Source organism: Amycolatopsis pittospori, assembly GCF_013870525.1.
Lineage (GTDB): Bacteria > Actinomycetota > Actinomycetes > Mycobacteriales > Pseudonocardiaceae > Amycolatopsis > Amycolatopsis pittospori.
In genome coordinates this window covers 1-23,539 of sequence record NZ_JACBXD010000106.1, presented here as the reverse complement: position 1 = coordinate 23,539, position 23,539 = coordinate 1, and the positions used below count along the sequence as shown (strand labels likewise).

The window sequence follows — 23,539 nt, the reverse complement described above, 5'->3', positions numbered from 1 at the left end:
GCCTGACCCTGCTGCCCCCGTCGGGGCGGATTGCGGGGTCTCGCGGCTGGTGCAGGCCGTCAGCGCGAGCGCGAGGCCGGTCACCAGGAGCAGGGTGCGGCGGATGGGCAGGGACATCGATCGCTCCTCGGGGAAGTCGAGCGCACGGATCTGCGGTGACCCGGGTCACTCATAAGGACGATGCCAGATTTACATCGTTGGTACAACGTTGTAAATCCGCCGTTCGCGCGGCTAGGCTGTCCCGGATCTGTGCCGGAGCACTGCAGAGGGGAGCGAGGGTGGCCACGCTCAAGGACGTCGCCAAGCTTGCGGGCGTCTCGGTCAAGACCGTGTCGAACGTGGTCAACGGCTACGACTTCGTCAAACCGGACAACCGCCGCCGCGTCGAGGAGGCACTGGCGTCGACCGGCTACCGGCCCAACCTCGGGGCCCGCAACCTCCGCCGCGGCCGCACCGGGTTCCTCGGGCTGATGCTCCCCGAACTGAGCATCCCGTACTTCGGCGAGCTGGCCGGCCTCGTGCTGCAAGCGGCGCAGGAGCACGAGTGGAACGTCCTCATCGAACAGACCCTGGGCACCCGGGAGCGCGAGCGCAACGCGTTGTCCACGCTGGGCCCGCATCTGATCGACGGTGCCATCATCAGCCCGGAAGCGTTGCACACCGACGACTTCGGGGATCTCGCGCCGGGTGTCCCGCTGGTGATGCTCGGTGAGCACGTCGTCGACGTCCCGATAGACCACGTCGGGATCGACAATGTGCAGGCCGCCCGGATCGCGGTGCGCCACCTGATCTCACTGGGCCGCCGTCGGATCGCCGCGATCGGCGCGCATCCCCAGCGGCACACCGCCGCGCAACGACTCGAGGGCTACCACTCCGCGCTCGAAGAGGCAGGCATCGCGCCCATCCCGGAACTCGTCCTGCCCGCCTTGCGGTATCACCGCGCCAACGGCGCCGAGGCGATGGCGCATCTGCTCGCACTGCCGGAACCGCCCGACGCGGTGTTCTGCTTCAACGACCTTCTCGCCATCGGCGCCCTGCGCGCCGCGGCCGAACGAGGCGTCCAAGTGCCGTCGGACATGGCGATCGTGGGCTTCGACAACAACGAGGAGAGCGCGTACAGCCTCCCTTCGCTGACGACGATCGCCCCGGACAAGGCGGCGATCGCACGGGCCGCGGTCGACCTGCTGCGACGACGCATCGCGGGCGGGAGCGACCTCGCCCCCGAGGACGTCCAGACGCCGTTCTCCCTCGAAATCCGGAACAGCACCATCGCCTGACCCGCGTTCAGTCCTCTGAATGCGGTAGTTGCACGCGCAAGGACCGCATCCAGAGGACTAAACGCGGGAGTCGCTTGCGCCGGTGTGACGGCGTCCAGCATTGTGTGTCCGTGAACCGGGCCCTGGCCGTGCTGACCCTCGTCGCGTACGTGACGTTGCCCCTCGGCTCGGCCAACTACGAAACGCTCGTGCTGCCGACGCTCGTCGTCGGGCTGGTCTACGCGGCGATCGCCATCGTCGGCTTCCCGTGGGTCCAGAAACGCGGCCGCGCGCCGGCGATAGTCTATGTCTGCGTGCAGTTACCGCTCGGTTTCACACTGTTCTCACTTTCCGGTGCCGCGGTCGGCGCCGTGCTGCTCCTCGTGGTCCTGGTCTGCCAGACCGTGTTGCTGTTGCCACTGCCCGTCGCCTTCGGGGTCGCGGTGATCATCCCGCTGATACATCTGCCGATGTCGCCGTTGGACGGTCTCCGCGAAGGACTCGGCACGCTCGCGGTCATGGTCTTCGCCGTCGTGGTGACCGAGCTGATCCTGCGCGAGAAACGGGCACGGGAAGAACTCGCCGAGGCACACGAACGGCTTCGCGACTACGCCGCGCAGGCCGAACAACTCGCGACCACGCAGGAACGCAACCGGCTCGCGCGCGACATCCACGACGGGCTCGGCCATCACCTGACCGTCGTACAGATGATGGTGCAGGCCGCGAGGGCGGTGATCGGCACCGCCGACACCGACCGCGTCGACTCGATGCTCGCCAAGGCGCAGGACCAATCCCGCGAGGCGCTCGCCGAGGTCCGCCGTTCGGTGTCGGCGTTGCGGGAACCGCGCTCCGAACCGCTCGCGGACGCCTTGCGGGCCTTGGCGGACGAGGCTTCCGCGGCCGGGGTTCCGACCGGGTTCGAGGTCAAGGGCACGGCGCGCGACACCCGCGCCGACGTCGAGGAGTCGCTGTTCCGGGCGGCCCAGGAGGGACTGACCAACGTGCGCAAGCACGCGCGGGCCACGGCCGCGAGCCTGGTGCTCGACTACGCCATCGGCGACAAGGTCCGGTTGGAGGTCCGCGACGACGGCCTCGGCCTGACCGGGGATTCCCCGCCGGACAACGGTTTCGGTCTCGTGGGGCTCCGTGAGCGAGTGGCCGGACTCGGCGGTCGGGTCTCCGTGGATTCGGCCGAAGGACACGGCCTGACGCTCACCGTGGAGGTGCCGGGATGACCGTCCGCGTGCTGATCGTCGACGACCAGGCCCTGTTTCGCGAAGCCCTGGCGACCCTGCTGGAGGTCCAGCCCGAGATCGACGTCGTCGGCGAGGCGGCCGACGGCGAGCAGGCCGTCCGGCTCTGCGCCGAACTGCGTCCCGACGTCGCGCTGATGGATCTGCGGATGCCGGTGCTGGACGGGATCGCGGCCACCACCCGGCTGCGGGCCGAACAGCCCGGGGTGCGGGTACTGGCGTTGACCACTTTCGACGACGACGAGGACGTGTTCGCCGCGCTGCGGGCGGGCGCCGTCGGCTACCTGCTGAAGGACGTCTCCTCGACACGGCTCGTCGAGGCGCTGGTCGCGGCCCAACGCGGTGAGTCGGTGCTGCAGCCTTCCGTGGCTGCCAAACTCGTCGCGAGGGTGGCGCAGATGCCCGACGAGAAACCGCGTCCGCAACCGCTCGTCACCCCGCTCTCGGAGCGCGAGCTGGAGGTCGTCCGGCTGCTGTCGGACGGCCGCAGCAACCGGGAGATCGCCAATACCCTGTTCCTCGCCGAGGGTACGGTGAAGAACCTCGTGACGAGCGTGCTCTCCAAACTCCAGGTGCGCGACCGGACCCAGGCGGCGCTGCGGGCCAGGGAACTCGGCCTGTTCTGAACACGTGTGTCGTCCATCCAGTCACGCGAAACCGCTACCTGCGCACCGCGGCAGACTCGACACGTTTCGGCTCGCCGGTCACATGACCTCGCACATGACTTCCGGCACCTGCCCGCGTGCCCTGTCGCGGCCGAACATTGCTCCCGTCGCACCGAACCGCGAGGGAGTCCGCAATGAGTCACACGACAGAACCGAAGACCCGTAACCGGGCGGTCCTGCACTTCACCCGCCACGCCGTCGAAATGCTTATCGCGATGGTCGCCGGGATGATCGTCCTCGAACCGGTCTGGTCGTTCGCCTGGCCGGATCTCGCGAAGAACGTGACCGCGAGCGCGCTCGTGATGGCCACGAACATGTCGCTCGGCATGGCGCTGTGGATGCGGATCCGGCGGCACGGCTGGGCGTCGATCGCGGAGATGTCGGCCGCGATGTACCTGCCCTACGTCATCTTCCTGCCGTTCTTCTGGACCGGTCTGGTGTCCGGTTCGACGCTGATGATGGCCGGGCACGTGCTGATGGTGCCCGCGATGCTCGCCGCCATGTTCCGCCGTCGCGCCGAGTACGGAGCCTGACCATGCGCACCTTCGTCCGGGTCACGCTCACCGTCCTCGCTTTCGTCGTCGCCGCGCTGACCCTGCCGCTGACACTCGGCGGCGTCACGCTCAACGCCAGCTTCGAAAACCGCTACGCCCCGAGAACCGACGGGGTCTCGCCACAACCGGTACCCCGGACGCACGATCCCGCGAAACCCACCGCGGTCGTCGTCGTGGGCAATGAAGGCGCCGTCGTCTCGGACACGCTTGCGCCGTACGAGGTTCTCGCCGCTTCCGGCGCCTTCAACCTCTACACGGTGGCGCCGGAGGCTCGGCCGGTCACCTTGACCGGCGGGCTCGACCTCGTCCCCGACCTGAGTTTCGCCGGCCTCGACAGACTGCTCGGATCCGCCGCGCCGGACGTCGTGGTCGTGCCGGCCCTGCCCGATCTCGGCGAGCCGACCACGCGGCCGGTCACCGACTGGCTCAAGCAGCAGTCCTCGAAAGGCTCGTTGGTCATGAGCGTCTGCAACGGATCGGGCGTCCTCGCTTCGGCCGGGTTGCTGGACGGCCGCCGCGCGACCGCGCACTGGATCCGCATCGACGGCTTCGACGAACGATTCCCCGCCGTGGACTGGATTCGCGGCACCCGGTACGTCGACGACGGCAACATCCTGACCACCGCCGGGATCCTCTCCGGTATCGACGGCGCGCTGCGGGTCACCGAACGGATCGCCGGCACCGACGTCGCCCGCAAGGCCGCCGAGGCCATCGGGTGGTCCCACTACTTCCCCGGTGTCAGCAGGCCGATGGTGCAGAACACGTTCGAGGCTTCGGACACCGTGGTCGGTTTCAACACCGCTTTCCGGTGGGACAAGGAGCTGCTGGGTGTCCTGCTGACCACCGGGATCCGGGAACTGGAACTCGCCGCCGTCTTCGACACCTACGGGCAGTCCCTGGCCGTCGAGACGATGGGCGTCGGCCTGGACGGCGCGCCGATCCAGTCACGCCACGGGCTGACCTTCGCCCCGCGGGCCACGCCGACGGCGGTCGCGGACGACCTCGACCGGCTGATCGTGCCCGGCGCCGACGCGGCCACCAGGCGGGCGGCCGACCAGTATTCGGACCTCTCCCCCGTGTACCTGCACACCCGACCGGGATTCCCGTTCGACGCCGTTCTCGAAGACCTGGTGCACACCACGGACACCGCCACCACGCGGTGGACGGCCAGGACCCTGGAGTACCCGGCCGATCACCTGGCGCTCGAAGGCGCGGCCTGGCCGTGGACGATCACCCTCCGGCCATTCGGGCTCGCCGTCCTCGGGCTGCTCGCCGCCTTCGGGATCCGGGCGCTCTACCGCAGGCGCGCGTGATGGACGCCGACGACCAGTTGCGGAATGCCGGGGGCGCCGGCGAGCCCGAACGACGAGACCCGCACCTTCGGCGAATCGAAGGGCTCGGTGACGGTCGTGCAGCGCAGGCCGAACTCGGTGGCGAGCAGCCGGATCCGCTGTGCCACCGAGCCGGCGCGGAGAAGATGTTGGCGCGCCTCGGAAACCGTGGTGACCAGGAAGGCCGACCAGGAGTCGTCCAGATCCTCGTCGGGTGGCGCGATCGCGCGGGCGATCGCGGCGCCGACCTTCGGCACCGCGCGGATCTGACGCGGCGAAAGGGCCTTCACCCGGACGCCGTCGACGGGCTCCTCGTCCGAAGTCAGGACGGGGCCGCCGGGACACGAGTACGTCGCCCGTCCGGACATCGCCGCGAACCAGGCGAGATCGTCGGCGCCCGGTCGTTTCCGCGAGGCTGCGGTTATCCGCAGTATCCGGTTGGATTCGGTGTGGTCGTCCGCGAATTCGATCTCCGGGAGCCAGCCCAGGGCCCGCATCGCCGCTTCCAGGTGGACGAGCAGCGCACCGTAGGCGAGATGCCTGCCGCGGCCGTCGCTCCCCGGACGTTCGACCACGTCGACACCGTCGCCCCGGACCTCCAGCGGCCACTCGCCGTCAAGCCATTGCCCCGGCACCCAGCGCGCGGCCTGCACCAGGATCCGCGTCTCCTCGGTCGTCCATTCATGGGTGCCGGGTACGGTCGCGGCGCGGGTCACCGAACGAACCGGGTGACCGAGGCGGCCGGGCGACGCGGTGTGGTGGTGCCCGGAAACCCGTAGCCCAGGCGGAAGACGACCTGCGGGTGGTCGCTTTCGCTGAGCAGCGAACGCAGAACGGTGCGGGCGGACGGGATTTCCATGGGCTGCGAATAGAAGGACGCGCTGAGACCGAGCGAAGTCGCCGTCAGCAGCGCTCGCTGCATCGCCCGCCCCGCCCGGACCTGGGCGAGCGGACCGTCCGTCGGCGACGTCAGCACCGCCACCACCGGGTCGCGTTCGAACTCCCGGGCCTCGTCGCTCTCGCCGTGATGCCGGACCGGCAGCAGCCCGCCCGAGGGACGAGGTCCACCGGCGTAGGCGGGAACGCCGTCCCGGCTGTCGCGCTCCTTGGTCCACGCGCGAAGTTCCGCTTGGAAGGCCTCGTCGAGCGTCTGCAGGTGATCGGCCCGCCGGATGAGCCCCGCGACGGCCCCCGACAGACCGACCTCGTCGAGCAGCACCAGTTTCGCGCCCTCCTCGCGGGCTGCCTGGCGCACCGCGTACCTGGCGCCGGCGGGCACCGGGGTCGCGGCGAACGGCCGCCGGTTGCTGTATCGCGCACCGATCGCCGCCGCCAGTCGCCGCTCCGCCGCGGTCGTCCGGTGCCGAGGGCCGATCTCGACCCTGGCCAGCAGCTCCGGCCGGTCCCGCGCCGGCAGCAGCTCGACGTCGCAAGATTGCCCGGCGGCGGCGATCGCGAGTTCGAGGTTCAGCAACGCCGCACCGCACGACAACCGCGCCTCACGGCCTTCGGGGTCGCACACCTTCAGCACGCGACTCTCGTCGAGGACGACGTCGATGACACCGGGAGCGAGTTCGAAGAGCCAGGGCTGGGTGTTGTGGGGTGACGGCGCCCGGACCGCCGCCTCCAGCGCGGCGGTGACGACCGGTACTTCGGTGAGGATCATCGCGGCTCCTAGCCGGAGGGAGAGGTCCCTCCAGCCTTTCGTGCCCGGCCGGCGACCGGGAGTGGCCGTGGTCCTTTTCGGACCGGGACTTTCGGCCCTCTCCGCGTGATCCTCCAACACACCCCAGCCGCATTTAGAGGACTAAATGCGGGCTAAGGGAGGGCGTCCGAAGCTTCACCTGCGGCGCATTCAGAGGACTAAATGCGGGCTCGGCCGGGGGGCGTATCCCTGACTGTGTGGATTTTGGGACGTCAGATGTCCCAAAATCCACACGGTCGCGCCGCACCGGTCCGATCACGCCCCAGGCGACCCACCCGGCCGCGGCGCATTTAGAGGACTAAACGCGGGCAGGGCCGGGGCCGACCTCCCGCACGACGCGGTAGCGCGGGTTGGCGCCGACGCGGGATTCGACCTCGCCGGGCAAGCCGTCCAGCGCCGCGTGGATGGCCGCGAGGCGGCCGTCGAGGTCCGACGTCTCCTCGAAATGCCGGTAGTCCGCCTCGCTCGCCCAGCTGACGAGGTTGAAGACCCGCGTTCCGTCCACGCTCGCGTGGAAGCGCGCCGACACGTAGCCGGGATAGAACCGGACCCAGCGTTCCTGGATCTCGGCGAAGGCGTCCACCAGGGCCGCCTGGGTCTCGGGCCCGTCGACCGCGTACTCGATGATCGAGTAGAAGCCCTTGTCCTCGTTCATGTTCACTCCTCAACCGGATGTTCAGGAGTTCACGATGCAACCTCCAGTCAGGTGGAGATCAAGTCCGGTCCGCTTCGTGGGCGATGATGGCGAGCTGGATCCGGTTGGTCAGGTCGAGCCGGGTCAGCGCACTGGAGATCGTCGCCTTGATGCTGGAGCGCGAAAGGTGCAGCCGTTCGGCGATCTCGACGTTGCTGAGCCCTTCGGCGACGGCGCGCGCGACGTCGCGTTCACGTTCGGTCAGCAGGTCCATCCGGGTGCGCGCGGAACCCGGGTCCGGGCCCTGTCGCGCGGCCATCGCGATCACGCTCCGGGTGACGTCCGGAGAAAGCACCGGTTCACCAGCGGCCGCGCGCCGGACGGCGTCGACGATCTGTTCCGGCGGCGTGTGCTTGAGCAGGAAACCCGCCGCGCCCGCGCGTAACGCGGCGAGCACGGTTTCGTCGGCGTCGAACGTCGTCAGCATGACCACGGCGGGCGCGGGTTCCCCGGTACGCCTGCCGAGCGCGGCAGTGGCCGCGATGCCGTCGAGTACCGGCATCCGCACGTCCATCAGGACGACGTCCGGACGCGAGCGGGTCACGGCGTCCCTCACTTCCGCGCCGTCGGCCGCTTCGCCGACGACCTCGACGTCGGCCGCGCCGCCCAGCATCAGTTTGAGCCCACCGCGGACGAGGGGATCGTCGTCGACCACGAGCACCTTGATCACGACGTGCACGGTATCCGGGCTCGCATGCGGAACTCCCCTTCGCTGATCTCCCTGGTCAGTTCCCCGCCGTGCAGCGCGACCCGTTCGGCGAGGCCGATCAGTCCCGCACCGGCGCCGGGGATCTCGCTCGTGGTGACGCCGAGCGGCGCGGCGTTGGCCACCTGGACCAGCACCTCGCCCGCGACGACGTCGCTCACCAGTACGTCGACCGACGCGCCGGGAGCGTGTTTGCGGGCGTTCGTCAGTCCTTCTTGGACGATCCGGTAGATCGTCCGCTGGATCTGCGGCCGCAACCGCCCGAGCCCGGTGGCGAAGTCGGCTCGCACCTGCTGCCCGCTGAGCCGGGCCTCGTCGACGAGCGCGGGCAGGCGGTCCGCCGTCGGCTGTGGCGACTCACGGCCGTCTTCCCCGTCGGGCTGTTGACGCAGCAGGTCGAGCACCTCGCGCAGTTCTTCCAGCGCCTGATTGGCGTTGGTCCGCACGACCGCGACCACGTCCCGCACTTCGGCCGCCGACGGCTCCGGCGCGACGCCCTGTTCCGCCTGCGCCGTGCGGTATTCCAGCGCGCCGGCGTGCACCGCGAGCAGGGAGATCCGGTGTGCCAGGACGTCGTGCATCTCGCGTGCGATGCGCTGGCGTTCGGCGCGGCGGCTCTCTTCGAGTTCGCGTGTGTGCCCGCGTCGTTCGGCGTCCGCGCGCAGGCGCAGGGCCAGCAAGACCTGACGCCGGGCACGCACCGCGAGTCCGGCGGTCACCACGAGCGCGGCGCCGAGCAGGAGGCTGATCAGCCACGGCAGCGGCTGCCGGTCCGCGCCGGGGAAGTTCAGATAGATGTAGGGCACGCTGATCAGGACCGCGACCGAGGTGATCGGCACCGCCCATTTCCAGCCGCGATGCAGGGCCAGTGAGAACAGCAGCAGGATCATCGCGGACGCCGCCGTGTTCGCGAGCGCGCCGGCCGTGCCCGCCAGCAGTCCGGTCGTCACCGGGAACCGCCGTCGCCACCAGATGGCGAGGCAGACCGCCGCACCCCCGGCCGAGTCCGCGATCCGCGCCCAGACTGGCTGGCCGAACACGTCCGGCAGCACGTAGTACTCGAATTCGAGGACCCAGACCAGCGCGGCGATCGCGAACATCGTGACGTCGACGGCCCAGTCGCGGGGCGTGCGCCGGTACGCGCCGGACCGCTCGCCCGGCTCGTCGGCACGCGCGAGTTCGCCGGGCAGCATCCAGCGATCCACCGTCACGGCCACCCTCGCAGTGTAGATAAGGACAGACCGGACAAGTGGCCATCATCTTCCTGGCCACCTGGCGGGCATCCGTGCTTCGCGGACCGAGGTGCCGGCCACGGGGCGCCGGCCATCGTGAGTCCATGTTGACCGACACGGCACCAGCGCTGCGGCTGGACGGGCTGACGAAGACGTACTCCGGGAAGACCGCCGCCGACCACGTGAGCCTTACCGTGCCTCCCGGCTCCCTCACCGGGCTCGTCGGTCCCAACGGCGCGGGGAAGACGACCTCACTCGCGATGACCGTCGGACTGCTGCGCCCGGATTCCGGGACGGCCGTCGTCCACGGGGTCGAGGTCTGGGCCGATCCCGTCGCCGCCAAGGCGATGCTCGGCGTCCTGCCGGACGGGCTCGCGTTGCCGGAGCGCCTGACCGGCGGCGAACTGCTCACCTACTGGGGACTGCTGCGGGGCATGAAGGCGAACGTCGTGCGGTCGCGGGCGGCGGAACTGATGCGGATCCTCGAACTCGACGACGCCGAGGAGCGCGGGGTGCTCGTGATCGAGTACTCGACCGGGATGCGCAAGAAGATCGGCCTGGCGACGGCGTTGCTGCACGCGCCCAAGGTGCTCGTACTCGACGAACCGTTCGAGGCGGTGGACCCGGTTTCGGCGCGGGTCCTGCGGGCGATGCTGCTGCGCTTCGTCGCCGCCGGCGGCTCGGTCGTCATCTCCTCTCATGTGATGTCGCTGGTCGAGGATCTGTGCGATCGGGTGGCCGTCATCGCGGAGGGCCGGGTGGTGGCGAGCGGGACGCTCGCCGAGGTGCGCGGGGGTTCGACGCTCGAGGACGTCTTCGTCCGGCTCGTCGGCGAGCGCGGCGTCGGAGAGGAGGATCTGCTGTGGTTGGCGACCTGATCCGGTTGAAGCTCACGATCCAGCGGCACACGCTCGGCTGGAAGCGTCTCCTCGGGCTGGCCGCCGGCGTCCTGGCGGCCGCGGGCACCTGGGCGATCGTCTTCCTCGCCGAACCCGCGGCCCGCACCGACGTGCTACTGCTGGTCCTCGCGTTCTGGGTGGCGGGCTGGCTGGTCGGCCCGATCCTGACGTCCGGCGCGGCGATGCTCCGGCCGGAGTACTTCGCCCTCCTGCCGCTGCCTCGGCGCGGGCTCGGCGCCGGACTCCTCGCTTCCGCGTTCGTCGGTGTCGGCGGGGCCGTGACGAAGCTCGCGGCTCTCGCGCTGATCGCCTATGCGCTCGTCACGGCGAGCGACGCCACCGCCCTCGCGGCCGCCGTCACCGCGCTCGTCGGCGGGCTGCTCCTGGTCGTGTTCGTCGTGGCGCTGTCCCGGACTGTCTACGCACTGCTTGGTGCGGCGATGCGCACCCATTTCGGGGTGGAACTCGCGGCCGTCCAGTACGGCCTGCTGCTGTCGTCCATGGTGGCGGGCTGGGCCGTGGTGCGCCCGGTGCTGAACTCGATCCCGGCGTTCCTGCGCGACGGTTTCGGGGCCGTCCCGGCTCGTGCGTTCCTGGAATGGACGCCGTTCGGCCTTCCCGTGCGGGCCATCGACGCGATGGCCGCCGGACGCCCCCTGCCGGCGCTCGGCTCGATCGCCCTGCTCGCCGCCGCGGCCGCTGTCGTGACGTTCACCGCGATCGCGCTGCTGACACCACAGGTCGGCAACCGCACGGTGCGCCGTCGACGCCGTCCCTGGGGCAGCCGGGTGCTCACCCGGCCACGGCTGCTGCCCGCGAGTCCGCTCGGCGCCGTCACCGGCAAGGAACTCCGTACCTGGTGGCGCGACCCGTGGCGAAGCCTGGAAGTGCGTTCCGCCGTCTGGTTCGGCGTGTTCGTCGCGGTGTACGGGGCGATCGCCGGACTGCCCGAGCTCGCCGGGCTGGCCGGTGTCGCCGTCGCGATGACGGTCGCGCTCAGCGGAGCGAACCTCTACGGCCAGGACGGCACCGCGCTGTGGCAACTCGTCGTGGCCGAGAGCCGTGAGGCGGTGCGCGCCGACATCCGCGGCCGTCAGATCGGGATCACCGTCCTTTTCGGACTCCCCGCTTTCGCGCTCTCCGCGGCGATGATGGTCGTGACCGGGATCTTCGATTACGCCGTGCCGATCCTGGCGGTGCTGATCGCGCTGCTCGGCGTCGGCTGCGGCACCGCCGTGGTGATGTCGGTGCTCGGCGCGACGCCCGGGGTCGACCCGCACCGCCGCGTCAACGCCACGGACGCCGGGGAGAACACCGTCGGGATCTTCGCCGCGTTCCAGATCCAGCTGTGGGGGACGGCGCCGACGTCGGCGATGGCCGCGATGCTGACCTTCGCCGGGGACTCGCTCCCCCGCTGGTTCGGAGCCGCGACGCTCGCGGTGGCGTTCCTCAACGCCGTCGCCGGCGCGTGGCTCGGTGGCGCCCTCGCGACGCGGCGTCTGGCGACGCGCCTGCCGGAGACGTTCGCCAAACTCCGCTGAGGCGTGAACACTGAACCACGTGTCGCATGTACGCCGTGCCGTGCGGGTCGAAGGGATCGTGCAAGGGGTCGGTTTCCGGCCCTTCGTGCACGGCCTGGCCACCCGGCTGGGTCTGGCCGGTCTCGTCGGCAACGACGGGGACGGCGTCTTCATCGAGGTCGAAGGACCGGTCGCCGAGGTCGACGTCTTCCTGGCCGCTCTCCGGCGGGACGCTCCCCCGCTGGCCGGGGTCGAGCGGGTGACCACGGCCGAGGCCGAACCGCTCGGCCGTCCGGGGTTCAGCATCGCGGCCAGCGAAAGCGGTGGCCCGAAGCGGACGCTGGTCTCAGCGGACAGTGCGACCTGCGAGGACTGCCTCCGCGAACTGGCCGACCCGGCCGACCGGCGGTTCGCCTATCCCTTCGTCAACTGCACGAACTGCGGGCCGCGGTTCACCATCGTCCGCGACGTGCCGTACGACCGGCCTCTGACCACGATGGCCGGCTTCGCGATGTGCCCGGCGTGCGCCGCCGAGTACCACGACCCGGCCGACCGCCGTTTCCACGCCCAGCCGGTCTGCTGCCCGGACTGCGGCCCACGGCTCCGGCTCCTCGACTCCGACCGGGCTGAACTCCCAGGCGATCCCCTCACCGAAACGGCCGCCCTGCTGAACGCCGGACGCATCGTGGCGATCAAGGGGCTCGGCGGATATCACCTCGCCGTACTCGCTGCCGACGAAGCCGCCTCGGCCGCTCTGCGAAGACGCAAGCACCGGGAGGACAAGCCGTTCGCGGTCATGGTGTCCGATGTGGACGAAGCCGCGCGACTGTGCGAAGTGGACGAAAACGCTCGCTCGGCCCTAAGGAGCCGTAGACGACCGATCGTGCTGCTCCCCCGGCTCGACGACGCTCCCGTGGCGACGTCGGTCGCGCCGGGAACCCGTCGGCTCGGCGTGATACTCCCGTACACGCCCCTGCACCATCTGCTGCTCGACGCCGTCGGTGCGCCGATCGTGCTCACCAGCGGGAACGTCTCCGACGAGCCCATCGCGTTCGCCGACACCGACGCCTTCGGACGACTCGGCGGGATCGCGGACGCCTACCTGACCCACGACCGGCCGATCCACATCCGCACCGACGACTCGGTGGTCCGGCCCTGGCGAGGACGCGAGACCGTTCTCCGCCGCTCACGCGGATTCGTCCCGGAGCCGGTGACACTGCCGCGGCCCGCGCGGCGGCCGGTGCTCGCGTGTGGCGCGGAACTCAAGAACACCTTCTGTCTGGCCCAAGGCCCGCACGCGTTCCTCTCCCACCACATCGGGGATCTGGAAAACTTCGAGACGCTGCGCTCGTTCACCGACGGGATCGTCCACCTGGGACGGCTGTTCGACATCGACCCGGCGGTGGTCGCCCACGACCTGCACCCCGAATACCTGTCCACCAAGTACGCCGTCGACCTCGCCGAGGAGACCGGCGTCGAGCTGACCGGCGTGCAACACCACCATGCGCATATCGCGTCCTGCCTGGCGGACAACGGGGAGACCGGTCCCGTACTGGGGGTCGCCTTCGATGGCACGGGGTTCGGCACCGACGGAACGATCTGGGGCGGGGAGTTCCTGCTCGCGGAGCTGACCGGATTCGAACGGGTCGGGCATCTGGCGACGGTTCCGCTCCCCGGCGGGGCGACGGCGATCAGGCAGCCGTGGCGGATGGCCGCGATCTATCTGGAGGAGGCCTTCGAAGGGCAAGCGCCGCCCACGACCGTCCACAAGCGCAACGAGTCCTCGTGGTCCGAAGTGGTCGCACTGGCCCGGAGCGGGATCGCGGCACCCCTGACTTCCAGCGCGGGCAGGCTCTTCGACGCGGTGGCGGCGATCCTCGGCGTCCGTGACAGCATCCGCTACGAGGGACAGGCGGCGATCGAACTCGAGCAACTGGCCGATCCGACGGAACGCGGCGCGTACCCGGTGACGGTGTCCGGCGCCGGACCGCTGGTGGTCGCGGGTGCCGACCTGGTGCGAGCGGTCGCCGAGGACCTCGCTCGCGGCCGCTCCCCCGCCGTCGTCGCCGCGCGGTTCCACAACGGCGTGGCCGAGGTCGTCGCGCGCTGTTGCGCCGTGCTGCGCGAGCGGACGGGAGTAGGCACGGTCGCGCTGTCCGGCGGAGTGTTCCAGAACCTGCTGCTGCTCGACAGATCCGTGGATCTGTTGGCCGGTAAGGGTTTCCGGGTGCTCACCCATTCGAAGATCCCGGCGAACGACGGCGGCATCAGTCTCGGCCAGGCGGCCGTCGCCGCCGCTCGGGACCTACATCCTCCTGATCGCGAGGTAGCGCCGGATGTCCGGGATTGACATCACGAACAGCAGCACGATCCCGCCGGCGAGTACGATCAGGATGGCCAGGAAGATATAGCCGAGAACACTCATGTCGCAGACCCTTCTCTGCGTTCGGCCGCTTCGAGCAATGCGGCCACGGTGCCGCTCCAGGTCGGGAGCGCGTTCCGCGATTTGTACCGCTGCAAGGCGTTCAGCGTCTCCCGGTCGAGCCGTAGCCAGGCGCTCCCGGGGAAGTGCAGGTCGACGGTCTCCCGCCATACCTTCACCGGCAGATCGTAGGAGGTCTCCTTGCTCCAGGGAACCTGCTGGACCGACATGCGGCCCTCGTTCTTGCCGAAGACGGTGCCGCTGAACAGCAACAGCAGCGGGATGACGCCGTCGGAGACCGCGTTGAAGTACTTCGTCGACGCGATCTCCAGATCGTAGGTGACCGGGACGGGCAGTTCGATCGTCGTGGCGCCGGTGAACCCGGGGACCATCGCGGACACCGTCGTGAACTGCATCGGCTTGACCGTGTCGGCCCACCGGCCGGTTTCGCCGAACAGGTCCCGCAACTGCTCGGCCTCCTGCGGCGAGTAGCGCCGCCGGTGCGGTTCGATGCGGATCTGGCAGCGCAGCGCGATCGCCTCGATCCGCTCGCCGGAGACCTCGCTGATCCGCAGCCGCAGGTTCAGGCTCGGCACCACGCCGTAGCGTTCGGGTGCCGCGTCCACACAGTCGAAGACCAGATCAGCCACGATTCACCCCGCACCGAAATCCCGGGATCTCACCCGGATGTCGGCGAAGAACCGGTCGATCAGCTCGCGGGCCTCCTGGCCGCCGTCGAACCCCTTCCAGTAAACGCGCACGAGCCCGACAAGCCGATAGCAGACGTCGATGGGCACCAGGAAGACGTCGACTTCGGTCTCGTCGCTGTGGACCAGGATCGCCTCGACCTCCGGCCGGGCCGCGGCCAGGAGCGGATGGGCGGCGGCCAGATCGGCCCACGCGTCCAGGTTCAGCAGGCATTCGGTCGCGCCCGCCGGGCTCGGGTAGAAGGCGGCGGTGCCCTCGTCCCCGCGCAGCAGGAAGACCGCGCCCACGGGGATGCCGAGCCCGTCCCAGTCGGCCTTGGCCAGCGGGCGACCGGAGTCGTGCAGGTACCGTTCCGGCACCGCACGGAACCGGCCGCCCGCCTCCGGATGTTCGAACAGCAGGAAACAGCCCCGGCAGGCGCAGAGGATCGCGCGGCGTTCGGTGTCCACGATATGCCCGTGCTCCGGTCCGGTCGGCTCGGTGCACAACTCGCAGCGTTCCAGCTCCGCCTCTCGGGAGGGCGCGGGTGCCGGCGTCTCGGGAGCGACGAACCGACGCAGGTTCACGACGTCACCGCCGCCGGTACGGCGACTCGCACGCCCTGGCTGTCCGAGAGCAACGGGAGCGGATCGAGGTGACGTCCTCCGTCGTCGAGTCCCTTCCCCGCCAGCCGTACATCGAACTTCGCGCCGCATCCCGAGCACGTGAGCACGGAACCGTCCAAAACGGACTCCGCGAGGCCGGACCCGCAAGCGGCGCAGGCATCCCGATAGGCGTAAAGCGTGCCCCGCACCGAGCAGAACAGGACGTCGACACCGTCGATCGGCACGGTCAGCGGACGTCCGGTCGGCGGGCCCAGTTCCGGTACCGCGCTCCACCGCGCACCGGCCGGTTCGGGAGCGTGCCAGCCGTCCGGGGGGCCCATCCCGACCTGCAGCAACGGCACCGGGTCGGGTTCCGGCGGGGTGATCCCTTCGACCTCGACCCCGGCGATCTCCGGCGCGGCCCGGGCGATCGCGCCCTCGATCGCCATCTTCACGGTCAGCGTCGAGGACGGGCAGCCCTGGCAGTTGCCTTCCAGCCGCAGCTTGGCCATCCCGTCCTCGTCGACGCCGAGGTACTCGACCCCGCCGGCGTGCGAGCCGAGATACGGCCGGACCTCGTCGAGTGCCCGTTGGATCCGGGTGTCGACGTCGACCGGGTGCAGGTCGTGCAGCAGGAGGAGGCTCCCCACGAGGTCGTCCCCGGCGAGCTGGAGCAGGGTGTCCTCGTCCAGCAGCGCGGCGACCCGCTCCAGACCTTCGCCGTACATCCCGACCACGAGCCGGACCAGTTCCTCGGCGACCTGCTTCCCGCGTCCGTCCGGCAGTTCGCCGAGCAGTTTCTCGATCCGGTCGCCGACGTCGCCGGCCGTGTCCGTCATCCCCGGCACCCCTCAGTACTCGCCGTTGAACGCGTGCGGGGTGTGGTGCTTGGTCAGCACTTTCCCCGTACCGAGGGACATGTGCACGCCGCAGGGCAGGCAGGGGTCGAAGCTGCGGACCGCGCGCATGATGTCGATGCCCTTGAAGTTCTCCGGCGGGTTCTCCTCGAAGATCGGCGTGTTCTGGACAGCGTCCTCATAGGGGCCGGGGGTGCCGTAGGTGTCACGGACACTGCCGTTCCACGGTGTCGGTGGGTACGGGTGATAGTTCGCGATCTTCCCGCCCTTGATCACCATGTGATGCGACAGCACGCCGCGGACGGCCTCGGTGAACCCGACACTGGCGGCTTCCTCCGGGACGACGAACTTCTCCCACGTCTTCGTGTTCCCACCACGAATCTCAGCCAAGGCCTTCTCCGCGAAGTGCAACGCGAGACCGGCGGCATACGCCTGGAAGTACGTCCGCGCGCGGTTGCGTTCGAGCGCGTTGCTCCACTGTGGAATCTTCCATTCGAAGCTCTTCGCGGGTTTGAGCGCCGTCCTCGGTAGATTGATCTGGACGCTGTGCCCGGTCGACTTGACGTACTCGGTGTCCACGAGGCCGGCGAGCGCGGTCACCCACAACCGGGCCAGTGGCCCGCCGCCGGTGTCGAGGGCGAGGTGGTCCTTGCCGTCGAACCAGCGCGGCGACATCGTCCACGAGTACTTGTCGTCGAAGTCGCGTTTCGCCGGCCGCGGAATGGTGTGCTGGTTCCACGGATGCCGCCGATCCACGGGATTGCCCAGCGGATCCCGCTTCACGAACATCTCCTGATCCTCCCAGTCCTCGTAGAACGAGTGACCGAGCAGAATCCGGATCCCCAAGTTGATGTCCACCAGGCTGGTGGTGACAAGTTTCCCGTCCACCACCACCCCCGGGGTCACGAACATCTTCCGACCCCAGTTCTCCATGTTCTCGTAGCTGAAGTCGCAGTGATCGGGGTCGTTGAGGCTGCCCCAGCAGCCGAGCAGGATCCGCCGCTGCCCGACCTTCTCATACCCGGGCAGGGCCTCGTAGAAGAAGTCGAACAGATCGTCGTGCATCGGAACGACCTTCTTCATGAACTCCACATACCGCATCAACCGGGTCAGATAATCGGTGAACAACTGCACCGTCGCCACCGTCCCCACCCCGCCCGGATACAACGTCGACGGATGGACGTGGCGGCCCTCCATCAGGCAGAACATCTCCCTGGTGTAGCGGGAGACGTGCAACGCCTCACGGTAGAACTCGCCCTCCAGCGGGTTCAGCGACCGCATGATGTCACCGATCGTCCGCATCCCATGCTCGGCAGCATGCGGGGATTCGGTGCGGTTGGCCAGCTCCAGCACCCCCGGGTTGGTCTCGGCCACCATCCGCTCGCAATAATCCACCCCGACCAGGTTCTCCTGGAAGATGTTGTGATCGAACATGTACTCCGCGGCCTCACCGAGATTGATGATCCACTCACCCAGATGCGGCGGCCGCACCCCGTAAGCCATGTTCTGGGTGTACACCGAACACGTCGCGTGATTGTCCCCGCAGATCCCACAGATACGACTCGTGATGAAATGCGCGTCCCGCGGATCCTTACCCTTCATGAAAATGCTGTACCCACGGAAGATCGACGACGTGCTATGACACTCCACGACCTCCTTCTTCGCGAAATCGATCTTCGTGTAGATACCGAGACTGCCCACGATCCTGGTGATCGGATCCCACGCCATCTCCACCAGGCCGGGATTCTGGGTGTTGGTCATCGCTGGATTCCTCGCTCCGTCACCAGTTGGACTTGTAGCCGGTGGTCAGGGACTTCCCCTTGTGCCGCCACTTCGGTTCCTCGTCGGCGGTCTTCATGGTGAACCCACGCAGCGCGCGGATGACCGTCCCGTAGGCCGTGCTCGCCGCGGCGGACACCTTCGACCCGGGTGGCTCGTCCATGAACGGCATGAACTTGTCCGGGAAGCCCGGCATCGTGCACGCGATGCAGATCCCGCCGACGTTGGGGCAACCGCCGACACCGTTGATCCAGCCGCGTTTCGGGACATTGCACTTCACCACCGGACCCCAGCAGCCCAGTTTCACCAGACATTTCGGCGAGCCGTAGTCGTTGGCGAACTCGCCCTGCTCGTAGTAGCCGGCGCGGTCGCAGCCCTCGTGGACGGTGGCGCCGAACAGCCATTGCGGGCGCAGCGCCTCGTCGAGCGGGATCATCGGCGCCTGCCCCGCGGCCTGGTACAGCAGGTAGAGGATCGTCTCGGACAGGTTGTCCGGGTGGGTCGGGCAGCCGGGGACGCAGACGATCGGGATGCCCGCCTTCGAACGCCAGTCCCAGCCGAGATAGTCCGGCACACCCATCGCGCCGGTCGGATTCCCCGCCATCGCGTGGATACCGCCATACGTCGCACAGGTACCGACAGCCAGGACCACCAACGCTTTGGGCGCCAACCGGTCCAGCCACTCGCTGGTGGTCATCGGCTGCCCCGTCGCGGGGTTGTTGCCGAACCCGCACCAATAGCCCTCGGACTTGATCTTCTCGTTCGGGATGGACCCTTCCACCACGAGCACGAACGGCTCAAGTTCACCGCGGTCGGCCTTGTGCCACCACTCGATGAACGTGTCGGCACCGGTCTCCGGCCCGCACTCGAAATCGATCAACGGCCAGTGCACCGCGACCTTCGGGAGCCCGGGCAGTGCGCCGAGCACGATGTCCTCGATGCTCGGCTGGGTCGCCGCGGTCAGGGCGACCGAGTCGCCGTCACAGCCGAGACCGCCGTTCATCCAGAGAATGTGCACGACGGGTTCCTCGGCTTGCTCGGCCGCCGCGGTACCCCCGGTCGTCTCGGCCGTGGTCATCGAGGACCACCTCCTCGCGGCCCGAGGCCGCATTCGAAGTCGGCGAACGCCCAGCGGGTTCGACAGCGGCCGACACGCCGGAGCGGAATAAGGCGAATGGGAAACGACCTCGGAAAGATCGAAACCATTCCGGGGCGCGAACAACTGTCACGGTAGACCTCGTCGTCCGCCCCCGGCAAGAAGACCGGACAGATCTGTCTTGGCTCGACGTCCGGGCTTTCGCTTGGGGTGGAACGCTTCCGCAGGTAGGCTGGCCGAAGCCTCTCCGACGGCGGGAATCTCGTGAACAGACCGGACTTCGAAGACCCGGGAGTGCCCATCGAGCTGCTCCCGGTGGTCGTGCTTTCCAAGATTTTCCCGGCCCGTCCTTCCTCGATTCCGGAAATCCGCGAATTCGTCCGGCATTGTCTCGCTGATTCTCCACTCACCGATGGCGACAACCGGGAAGTAAGTCAAACGGTGTTCCGCGCGCTGCTGGACGCCGCCGGCCCGGAAGGCACCATCCAGATCTCGTTCCGGATCTTCCCCGAGCACGTCGAGGTCGACGTCCTGCATTCGCATTCCGGGCAGCCTGGCGAGCCGACGCTCGCCCAGGTGACCGAGCTGAAGCACGATTCCGCCACGGCGGCAACGGATTCCGAGCAGGCGGGTTCGTTCGCCGACTGGATGTCCGGCGTGCTGGAGCGGGAAGGGCTCACCCAGGAGGCCGCGGCCCGCCAGCTCGGCGTGTCGGTGAAGACGGTCGGTCGCTGGGTCGGCGGCGAGACCGAGCCCCGGCTGCGGGACCTGCGTCGGCTCCAGGAACGTTTCGGCAGGTCTCCCCTGGCCTGACCCGTTGTTGACATCGTCGGCGTCGCCGCCGGATGGTGGACGGATGAAATTCCTGGTGATGTTCCGGATGGAACTCGCCCTGCTCTCCGGCGAGATGGCCGCGGCCGTCGCCAAGATGCCGCGTTACGCCGGCCCGCTGGAGGACAAGGGCAAGGTGCTCGCGCGATATCACCTGGTCGGACAGCACGGCGGGGCCTGGATCTACGACGTCGGATCGAACGAGGAGCTGGAAAGGCTGCTCGCGCTGTCACCCGTTTACAACTTCGCACGGTATGAGATTCACCCCCTCGCGGACATGCCGGATCCGGCCGCGGGTCTCACCGGGATGACCGGTTGACGGATCGGTGATCGCGGCGAACACTTGTGTCGTTCCTAGGGGACAGAGGTGTCCGATGAGCGCGCCGAAGCCGAATCCCGCTCGCGAACGGCACTGGATCTGTGCCCAGCGGCTACGCGAGCGACGTCTTTCACTGGGCCTGACCCAGCGTGAAGTCGTGGTACGCCTGCACCAACACGGGAGCTGTACGACGAATCGCGCGCTGAGCGCGATGGAGAACGGGCGCGGCCTGGACCTCGGCCTGCTGCCGGAACTGGCCGCGTCCTTGTCCTGTTCGGTCACCTATCTCCTCGGCCTCACCTGGAATCCGGAGAGCTGGGCACCGGACGAGCAGGACGGCGCACCGTCCACCACACCGGTGCCCGAGCCGGTGTTCCGCACGGCCGGGATCCTCGGTCCCGGTCTGCCGGAGGGTTTCCTTCCGCCCGGCAGACAAGGTGCGGGCGCGCAGCCCGGCACTCCGGCCTAGCCGACTGATCAGCTTTCCCACCACTTTAAGGACTCCGACCGTGACAGAGCTGTCACGTCCCGGCGGTCTCGGCGTCGTCGACGCGCTCGTGCGCAGCCGTGCCCGCCCCCTGGACGATCTCGCCGAACACGCGGAAGACGTCGCGCGTACGTGCCACAGCATGGCGAAACGGTTCCACCGCGGCGGGAAGCTGGTCGTGTTCGGCAATGGCGGCCCGAGTACCGACGCCCAGCACGTCGCCGTCGAGTTCGTGCATCCGGTGATCGTCGGGAAGCGGGCGCTTCCCGCGCTGTCACTGACCTCCGACGTCGCCACCCTCACCGGGATCGCCAACCGCGCCGGCCTCGACGAGGTCTTCGCGCATCAGATCCGGTTCCTCGCCGAGCCGTCCGACATCGCGCTGGGACTGTCCACCGACGGCGATTGCCGGAATGTGCTGCGGGGCCTCGAACAAGCCCGCGAACTCGGCATGCTGACCGTCGCGCTGACCGGCGGCGACGGTGGCACGATCGCCGCCCGGCGCGCCGCCGACCATCTGCTGATCGCCGCGTCGGCCGATCCCCGCGTGGTCAAGGAGGTGCACGTGACGATGTACCACGTGCTCTGGGAACTGGTGCACGTCTTCCTCGAACAGCCGGGCGTGCTCGACGAGGAGGCCGTGCGATGAACGAATGTCACGACGACGTCTGCCTCACCTGTTCGGACACCGCCGTCCCGGTCGTCGTGCTGCGGCTGCTGGACGACGCCCTCGCCGTCGTGCGGACCGACGCCGGGACCGAAGAGGAAGTGAGCGTCGCGCTGGTCTCCTCGCGTGTCGGCGACACCGTCCTCGTGCACGCCGGTGAGGCCATCGCGGTACTGGGCGGTGATCCGCGATGAACGGCAACGGCCCCGCGGCGGACGTCCAGGCGCTGTACCCGTTCCTGTACTCGGATGCGTCCGATGTGGACTCCGTGATCGAACAGGTCCGAAGATCCACAGTGGACAAGGCCAGGGAGATCACCGAGTTGCGCGCGTCGGTCTTCGCCGAGGACGGCCAGCGCCTCTTGGACTGCGCCCGGGCGCTGAGCGGCGCCTTCGCCTGCGGCGGCAGACTGCTCGCCTTCGGCAACGGCGGCAGTTCGACCGACGCGCAGGATCTCGCCAGCCTGTTCCTGAGCCCGGCGAGCGGACCCGGTGGCGATCCCACGCCACTGCCCGCGTTCGGGCTGACCAACGACATCGCGGTGATCACCGCGCTGAGCAACGACATCGGGTTCGACGTGGTGTTCGCCCGGCAGATCGCCGCCTTCGGCCGAGCCGGGGACATCGCTGTCGGCCTGTCCACCAGCGGGAACTCCGCCAACCTGCTGCGGGCGTTCGACGAAGCGAGCCGACGGGGACTGCTCACCGTCGGCATCGCCGGTTACGACGGCGGCAAGATGGCCGAACTCGACAGCATCGACTACCTGTTCGTGGTGCCGTCGCCGTCCGTGCATCGCATCCAGGAAACCCAGACGACGCTTTACCACGTGCTGTGGGAGCTCACCCTCGCCGGACTGCGGGACTCGACGTGACCGCCGCGCTGGACCAGGCCAAGGCGGTGGCCGACGCCGTACTGTACGAGGGCTATCTCCTGTACCCGTACCGCGCGTCCGCGGCCAAGAACCAGATGCGGTTCCAGTGGGGAGTGCTGGTCCCGCCCGCCTACGCGGCCCGCGACACCGGTGAACACCAGTCGGCGCAGGTGGAACTGATCGCCGAGCCCGCTCCCGACGGGGAGCTGCACGTACTGCTGCGCTTCCTCCAGGTCCAGAAACGCGTCGTCGAGGTGGGCGGGCGGCCGGTGCCGTCAGTGACCGTCGACGGCACCGAATACACCACCTGGGAGGAGGCCGTCGAACGGGAGGTCGACACCGCCGTTCCCTTTTCCGCGCTGCGCACCGAAACCAGGGTGCCGTTCCAGGTAGACGGCGGTGAGGACGTCGAGTGGATCCGCGACGACACCCGCCTGGTACGGCGACGCGCCGGATTGCACGGGGAGCTGCGGATCCGCGCCGTCGACCTGCCGGGCCCGTTCGGCGGTGTCAAACTTCGGGTACGGGTGGCGAACGTGTCAACCTGGTCCCGTTTCGACGCGACCCGCCGCGACGCGCTCGCCTATTCGCTGATCGCCACGCACGCGCTACTGTCCACTCCGGACGGTGGCTTCGTGTCCTCGACCGACCCGCCCGAATGGGCCTCGCTCGTAACGAAGGAATGCGTCAACGAACGTCTGTGGCCGGTGCTCGTCGGACGCGACACCGTTTTGTGCTCGCCGATCATCCTCTCCGACCATCCGGAGATCGCCGAGCAGAGCCAGGGTCCGCTCTACGACGGCCTGGAGATCGACGAGATCTTGACCTTGCGCACCATGACGCTGACCGATGAGGAGAAGCGTCAGGCGCGCGCGACGGATGCTCGTGCCGCCGAGATCATCGACAGGGTCGACGGGATGCCGCCGGAACTGCTCGACCGGTTACACGGCACGATCCGCTATCTGCGCGAAGTCACCGGCGAGCCGGCGCAGGAACCCGAGGCGGCCACCGTCACCGTCGGAGGCGTCGTGGTCGGAGAGGGCAGCCGGGTCCGGTTGCGGCCGGTGAAGCGGGCTGACGCGCATGACATGTTCCTGGCGGGG

Annotated in this window: 26 protein-coding genes; 15 read left to right on the top strand and 11 right to left on the bottom strand. The window is 69.0% G+C overall.

What is annotated here, in order from left to right:
• Positions 1-278: 278 nt before the first annotated feature.
• From H5J31_RS35250 to H5J31_RS35230, 5 genes are all read left to right on the top strand, one after another.
• Positions 279-1,277, top strand: coding sequence for a LacI family DNA-binding transcriptional regulator (locus tag H5J31_RS35250; RefSeq protein ID WP_181777010.1), 999 nt, complete (start codon positions 279-281; stop codon positions 1,275-1,277).
• A 110-nt stretch (positions 1,278-1,387) separates the two neighbouring features.
• Entirely contained in the window at positions 1,388-2,491 is a 1,104-nt protein-coding gene (locus tag H5J31_RS35245; protein ID WP_181777009.1) for a sensor histidine kinase, read from the top strand.
• Positions 2,488-3,135, top strand: a complete 648-nt coding sequence (locus tag H5J31_RS35240; RefSeq protein WP_181777008.1) for a response regulator — start codon at positions 2,488-2,490, stop codon at positions 3,133-3,135. Before H5J31_RS35245 ends, H5J31_RS35240 begins: the two co-directional genes overlap by 4 nt.
• A gap of 173 nt (positions 3,136-3,308) precedes the next feature.
• Entirely contained in the window at positions 3,309-3,707 is a 399-nt protein-coding gene (locus H5J31_RS35235) for a hypothetical protein (RefSeq protein ID WP_181777007.1), read from the top strand.
• 2 nt (positions 3,708-3,709) lie between these two features.
• A complete protein-coding gene (locus H5J31_RS35230) occupies positions 3,710-5,041 on the top strand; it encodes a DJ-1/PfpI family protein (RefSeq protein ID WP_181777006.1) in 1,332 nt (443 codons plus the stop codon).
• Here the strand turns inward: H5J31_RS35230 and H5J31_RS35225 are convergent.
• The 5 genes from H5J31_RS35225 to H5J31_RS40085 form a co-directional block, all read right to left on the bottom strand.
• Positions 5,023-5,775, bottom strand: coding sequence for a hypothetical protein (locus H5J31_RS35225; RefSeq protein ID WP_181777005.1), 753 nt, complete (start codon positions 5,773-5,775; stop codon positions 5,023-5,025). The genes H5J31_RS35230 and H5J31_RS35225 overlap by 19 nt on opposite strands.
• Positions 5,772-6,725, bottom strand: a complete 954-nt coding sequence (locus tag H5J31_RS35220) for an Acg family FMN-binding oxidoreductase (RefSeq protein ID WP_181777004.1) — start codon at positions 6,723-6,725, stop codon at positions 5,772-5,774. Before H5J31_RS35220 ends, H5J31_RS35225 begins: the two co-directional genes overlap by 4 nt.
• A gap of 337 nt (positions 6,726-7,062) precedes the next feature.
• Positions 7,063-7,419 (bottom strand): antibiotic biosynthesis monooxygenase, encoded by a 357-nt coding sequence (locus tag H5J31_RS35215; RefSeq protein ID WP_181777003.1) that lies wholly within the window; start codon positions 7,417-7,419, stop codon positions 7,063-7,065.
• 58 nt (positions 7,420-7,477) lie between these two features.
• Positions 7,478-8,128 carry a response regulator gene (locus H5J31_RS35210; protein WP_181777002.1) on the bottom strand — a complete coding sequence of 217 codons (651 nt, stop codon included), beginning with the start codon at positions 8,126-8,128 and terminating at the stop codon, positions 7,478-7,480.
• On the bottom strand, positions 8,125-9,381 hold the full coding sequence (locus H5J31_RS40085) for a sensor histidine kinase (RefSeq protein WP_181777001.1): 1,257 nt from the start codon (positions 9,379-9,381) through the stop codon (positions 8,125-8,127). Before H5J31_RS40085 ends, H5J31_RS35210 begins: the two co-directional genes overlap by 4 nt.
• Positions 9,382-9,500: 119 nt before the next feature.
• On the opposite strand from H5J31_RS40085, the gene H5J31_RS35200 reads away from it, so the two are divergent.
• Genes H5J31_RS35200 through hypF form a run of 3 tightly spaced genes read left to right on the top strand, consistent with a single transcriptional unit; the run spans position 9,501 to position 14,165 of the window.
• Positions 9,501-10,274, top strand: a complete 774-nt coding sequence (locus H5J31_RS35200; protein ID WP_181777000.1) for an ABC transporter ATP-binding protein — start codon at positions 9,501-9,503, stop codon at positions 10,272-10,274.
• Positions 10,259-11,836 carry a hypothetical protein gene (locus H5J31_RS35195; RefSeq protein WP_181776999.1) on the top strand — a complete coding sequence of 526 codons (1,578 nt, stop codon included), beginning with the start codon at positions 10,259-10,261 and terminating at the stop codon, positions 11,834-11,836. The genes H5J31_RS35200 and H5J31_RS35195 overlap by 16 nt, the downstream gene beginning before the upstream one ends.
• A 19-nt stretch (positions 11,837-11,855) precedes the next feature.
• On the top strand, positions 11,856-14,165 hold the full coding sequence (gene hypF / locus H5J31_RS35190) for a carbamoyltransferase HypF (RefSeq protein WP_328701693.1): 2,310 nt from the start codon (positions 11,856-11,858) through the stop codon (positions 14,163-14,165).
• On the opposite strand, the gene H5J31_RS40595 is transcribed toward hypF, so the two are convergent.
• From H5J31_RS40595 to H5J31_RS35165, 6 genes are read right to left on the bottom strand one after another with little or no spacing between them, the layout of a single operon-like run.
• A complete protein-coding gene (locus tag H5J31_RS40595) occupies positions 14,121-14,240 on the bottom strand; it encodes a DUF6893 family small protein (protein ID WP_407925086.1) in 120 nt (39 codons plus the stop codon). The genes hypF and H5J31_RS40595 overlap by 45 nt on opposite strands.
• Complete coding sequence (locus H5J31_RS35185) at positions 14,237-14,887, bottom strand: DUF6084 family protein (RefSeq protein WP_181776998.1); 651 nt, start codon at positions 14,885-14,887, stop codon at positions 14,237-14,239. Before H5J31_RS35185 ends, H5J31_RS40595 begins: the two co-directional genes overlap by 4 nt.
• A 3-nt stretch (positions 14,888-14,890) precedes the next feature.
• Positions 14,891-15,511 (bottom strand): DUF5947 family protein, encoded by a 621-nt coding sequence (locus H5J31_RS35180; protein ID WP_328701692.1) that lies wholly within the window; start codon positions 15,509-15,511, stop codon positions 14,891-14,893.
• Complete coding sequence (locus H5J31_RS35175) at positions 15,508-16,368, bottom strand: NifU family protein (RefSeq protein WP_181776997.1); 861 nt, start codon at positions 16,366-16,368, stop codon at positions 15,508-15,510. The genes H5J31_RS35180 and H5J31_RS35175 overlap by 4 nt, the downstream gene beginning before the upstream one ends.
• A gap of 12 nt (positions 16,369-16,380) precedes the next feature.
• A complete protein-coding gene (locus H5J31_RS35170) occupies positions 16,381-18,147 on the bottom strand; it encodes a nickel-dependent hydrogenase large subunit (protein WP_181776996.1) in 1,767 nt (588 codons plus the stop codon).
• A gap of 19 nt (positions 18,148-18,166) precedes the next feature.
• Positions 18,167-19,243: an NADH-quinone oxidoreductase subunit B family protein gene (locus H5J31_RS35165; protein ID WP_181776995.1), complete on the bottom strand. Its 1,077-nt coding sequence runs from the start codon at positions 19,241-19,243 to the stop codon at positions 18,167-18,169.
• Positions 19,244-19,525: 282 nt separating this feature from the next.
• Between H5J31_RS35165 and H5J31_RS35160 the strand changes: the two genes are divergently transcribed.
• The 7 genes from H5J31_RS35160 to H5J31_RS35130 all read left to right on the top strand — a co-directional run.
• Positions 19,526-20,074, top strand: a complete 549-nt coding sequence (locus tag H5J31_RS35160) for a helix-turn-helix domain-containing protein (protein ID WP_181776994.1) — start codon at positions 19,526-19,528, stop codon at positions 20,072-20,074.
• A 43-nt stretch (positions 20,075-20,117) separates the two neighbouring features.
• Positions 20,118-20,411: a muconolactone Delta-isomerase family protein gene (locus H5J31_RS35155; RefSeq protein WP_181776993.1), complete on the top strand. Its 294-nt coding sequence runs from the start codon at positions 20,118-20,120 to the stop codon at positions 20,409-20,411.
• A 55-nt stretch (positions 20,412-20,466) separates the two neighbouring features.
• On the top strand, positions 20,467-20,880 hold the full coding sequence (locus H5J31_RS35150; RefSeq protein WP_181776992.1) for a helix-turn-helix domain-containing protein: 414 nt from the start codon (positions 20,467-20,469) through the stop codon (positions 20,878-20,880).
• A 49-nt stretch (positions 20,881-20,929) separates the two neighbouring features.
• The gene (locus H5J31_RS35145; RefSeq protein ID WP_181777011.1) at positions 20,930-21,547 is read left to right on the top strand and encodes a D-sedoheptulose-7-phosphate isomerase; all 618 of its coding nucleotides are present in this window, start codon (positions 20,930-20,932) and stop codon (positions 21,545-21,547) included.
• Positions 21,544-21,759 (top strand): HypC/HybG/HupF family hydrogenase formation chaperone, encoded by a 216-nt coding sequence (locus tag H5J31_RS35140; protein WP_181776991.1) that lies wholly within the window; start codon positions 21,544-21,546, stop codon positions 21,757-21,759. The genes H5J31_RS35145 and H5J31_RS35140 overlap by 4 nt, the downstream gene beginning before the upstream one ends.
• Positions 21,756-22,436 (top strand): D-sedoheptulose-7-phosphate isomerase, encoded by a 681-nt coding sequence (locus H5J31_RS35135; RefSeq protein ID WP_181776990.1) that lies wholly within the window; start codon positions 21,756-21,758, stop codon positions 22,434-22,436. Before H5J31_RS35140 ends, H5J31_RS35135 begins: the two co-directional genes overlap by 4 nt.
• Positions 22,433-23,539 (top strand): hypothetical protein (locus H5J31_RS35130; protein ID WP_181776989.1); only part of this gene is annotated, 1,107 nt, incomplete at its 3' end. The genes H5J31_RS35135 and H5J31_RS35130, both read left to right, overlap by 4 nt.

Coding starts and splice junctions, on each gene's coding strand:
- H5J31_RS35240 (WP_181777008.1), top strand. CDS start 2,488: ATGACCGTCCGCGTGCTGATCGTCGACGACCAGGCCCTGTTTCGCGAA.
- H5J31_RS35235 (WP_181777007.1), top strand. CDS start 3,309: ATGAGTCACACGACAGAACCGAAGACCCGTAACCGGGCGGTCCTGCAC.
- H5J31_RS35230 (WP_181777006.1), top strand. CDS start 3,710: ATGCGCACCTTCGTCCGGGTCACGCTCACCGTCCTCGCTTTCGTCGTC.
- H5J31_RS35220 (WP_181777004.1), bottom strand. CDS start 6,725: ATGATCCTCACCGAAGTACCGGTCGTCACCGCCGCGCTGGAGGCGGCG.
- H5J31_RS35215 (WP_181777003.1), bottom strand. CDS start 7,419: ATGAACGAGGACAAGGGCTTCTACTCGATCATCGAGTACGCGGTCGAC.
- H5J31_RS35200 (WP_181777000.1), top strand. CDS start 9,501: ATGTTGACCGACACGGCACCAGCGCTGCGGCTGGACGGGCTGACGAAG.
- H5J31_RS40595 (WP_407925086.1), bottom strand. CDS start 14,240: ATGAGTGTTCTCGGCTATATCTTCCTGGCCATCCTGATCGTACTCGCC.
- H5J31_RS35175 (WP_181776997.1), bottom strand. CDS start 16,368: ATGACGGACACGGCCGGCGACGTCGGCGACCGGATCGAGAAACTGCTC.
- H5J31_RS35170 (WP_181776996.1), bottom strand. CDS start 18,147: ATGACCAACACCCAGAATCCCGGCCTGGTGGAGATGGCGTGGGATCCG.
- H5J31_RS35165 (WP_181776995.1), bottom strand. CDS start 19,243: ATGACCACGGCCGAGACGACCGGGGGTACCGCGGCGGCCGAGCAAGCC.
- H5J31_RS35155 (WP_181776993.1), top strand. CDS start 20,118: ATGAAATTCCTGGTGATGTTCCGGATGGAACTCGCCCTGCTCTCCGGC.
- H5J31_RS35150 (WP_181776992.1), top strand. CDS start 20,467: ATGAGCGCGCCGAAGCCGAATCCCGCTCGCGAACGGCACTGGATCTGT.
- H5J31_RS35140 (WP_181776991.1), top strand. CDS start 21,544: ATGAACGAATGTCACGACGACGTCTGCCTCACCTGTTCGGACACCGCC.
- H5J31_RS35135 (WP_181776990.1), top strand. CDS start 21,756: ATGAACGGCAACGGCCCCGCGGCGGACGTCCAGGCGCTGTACCCGTTC.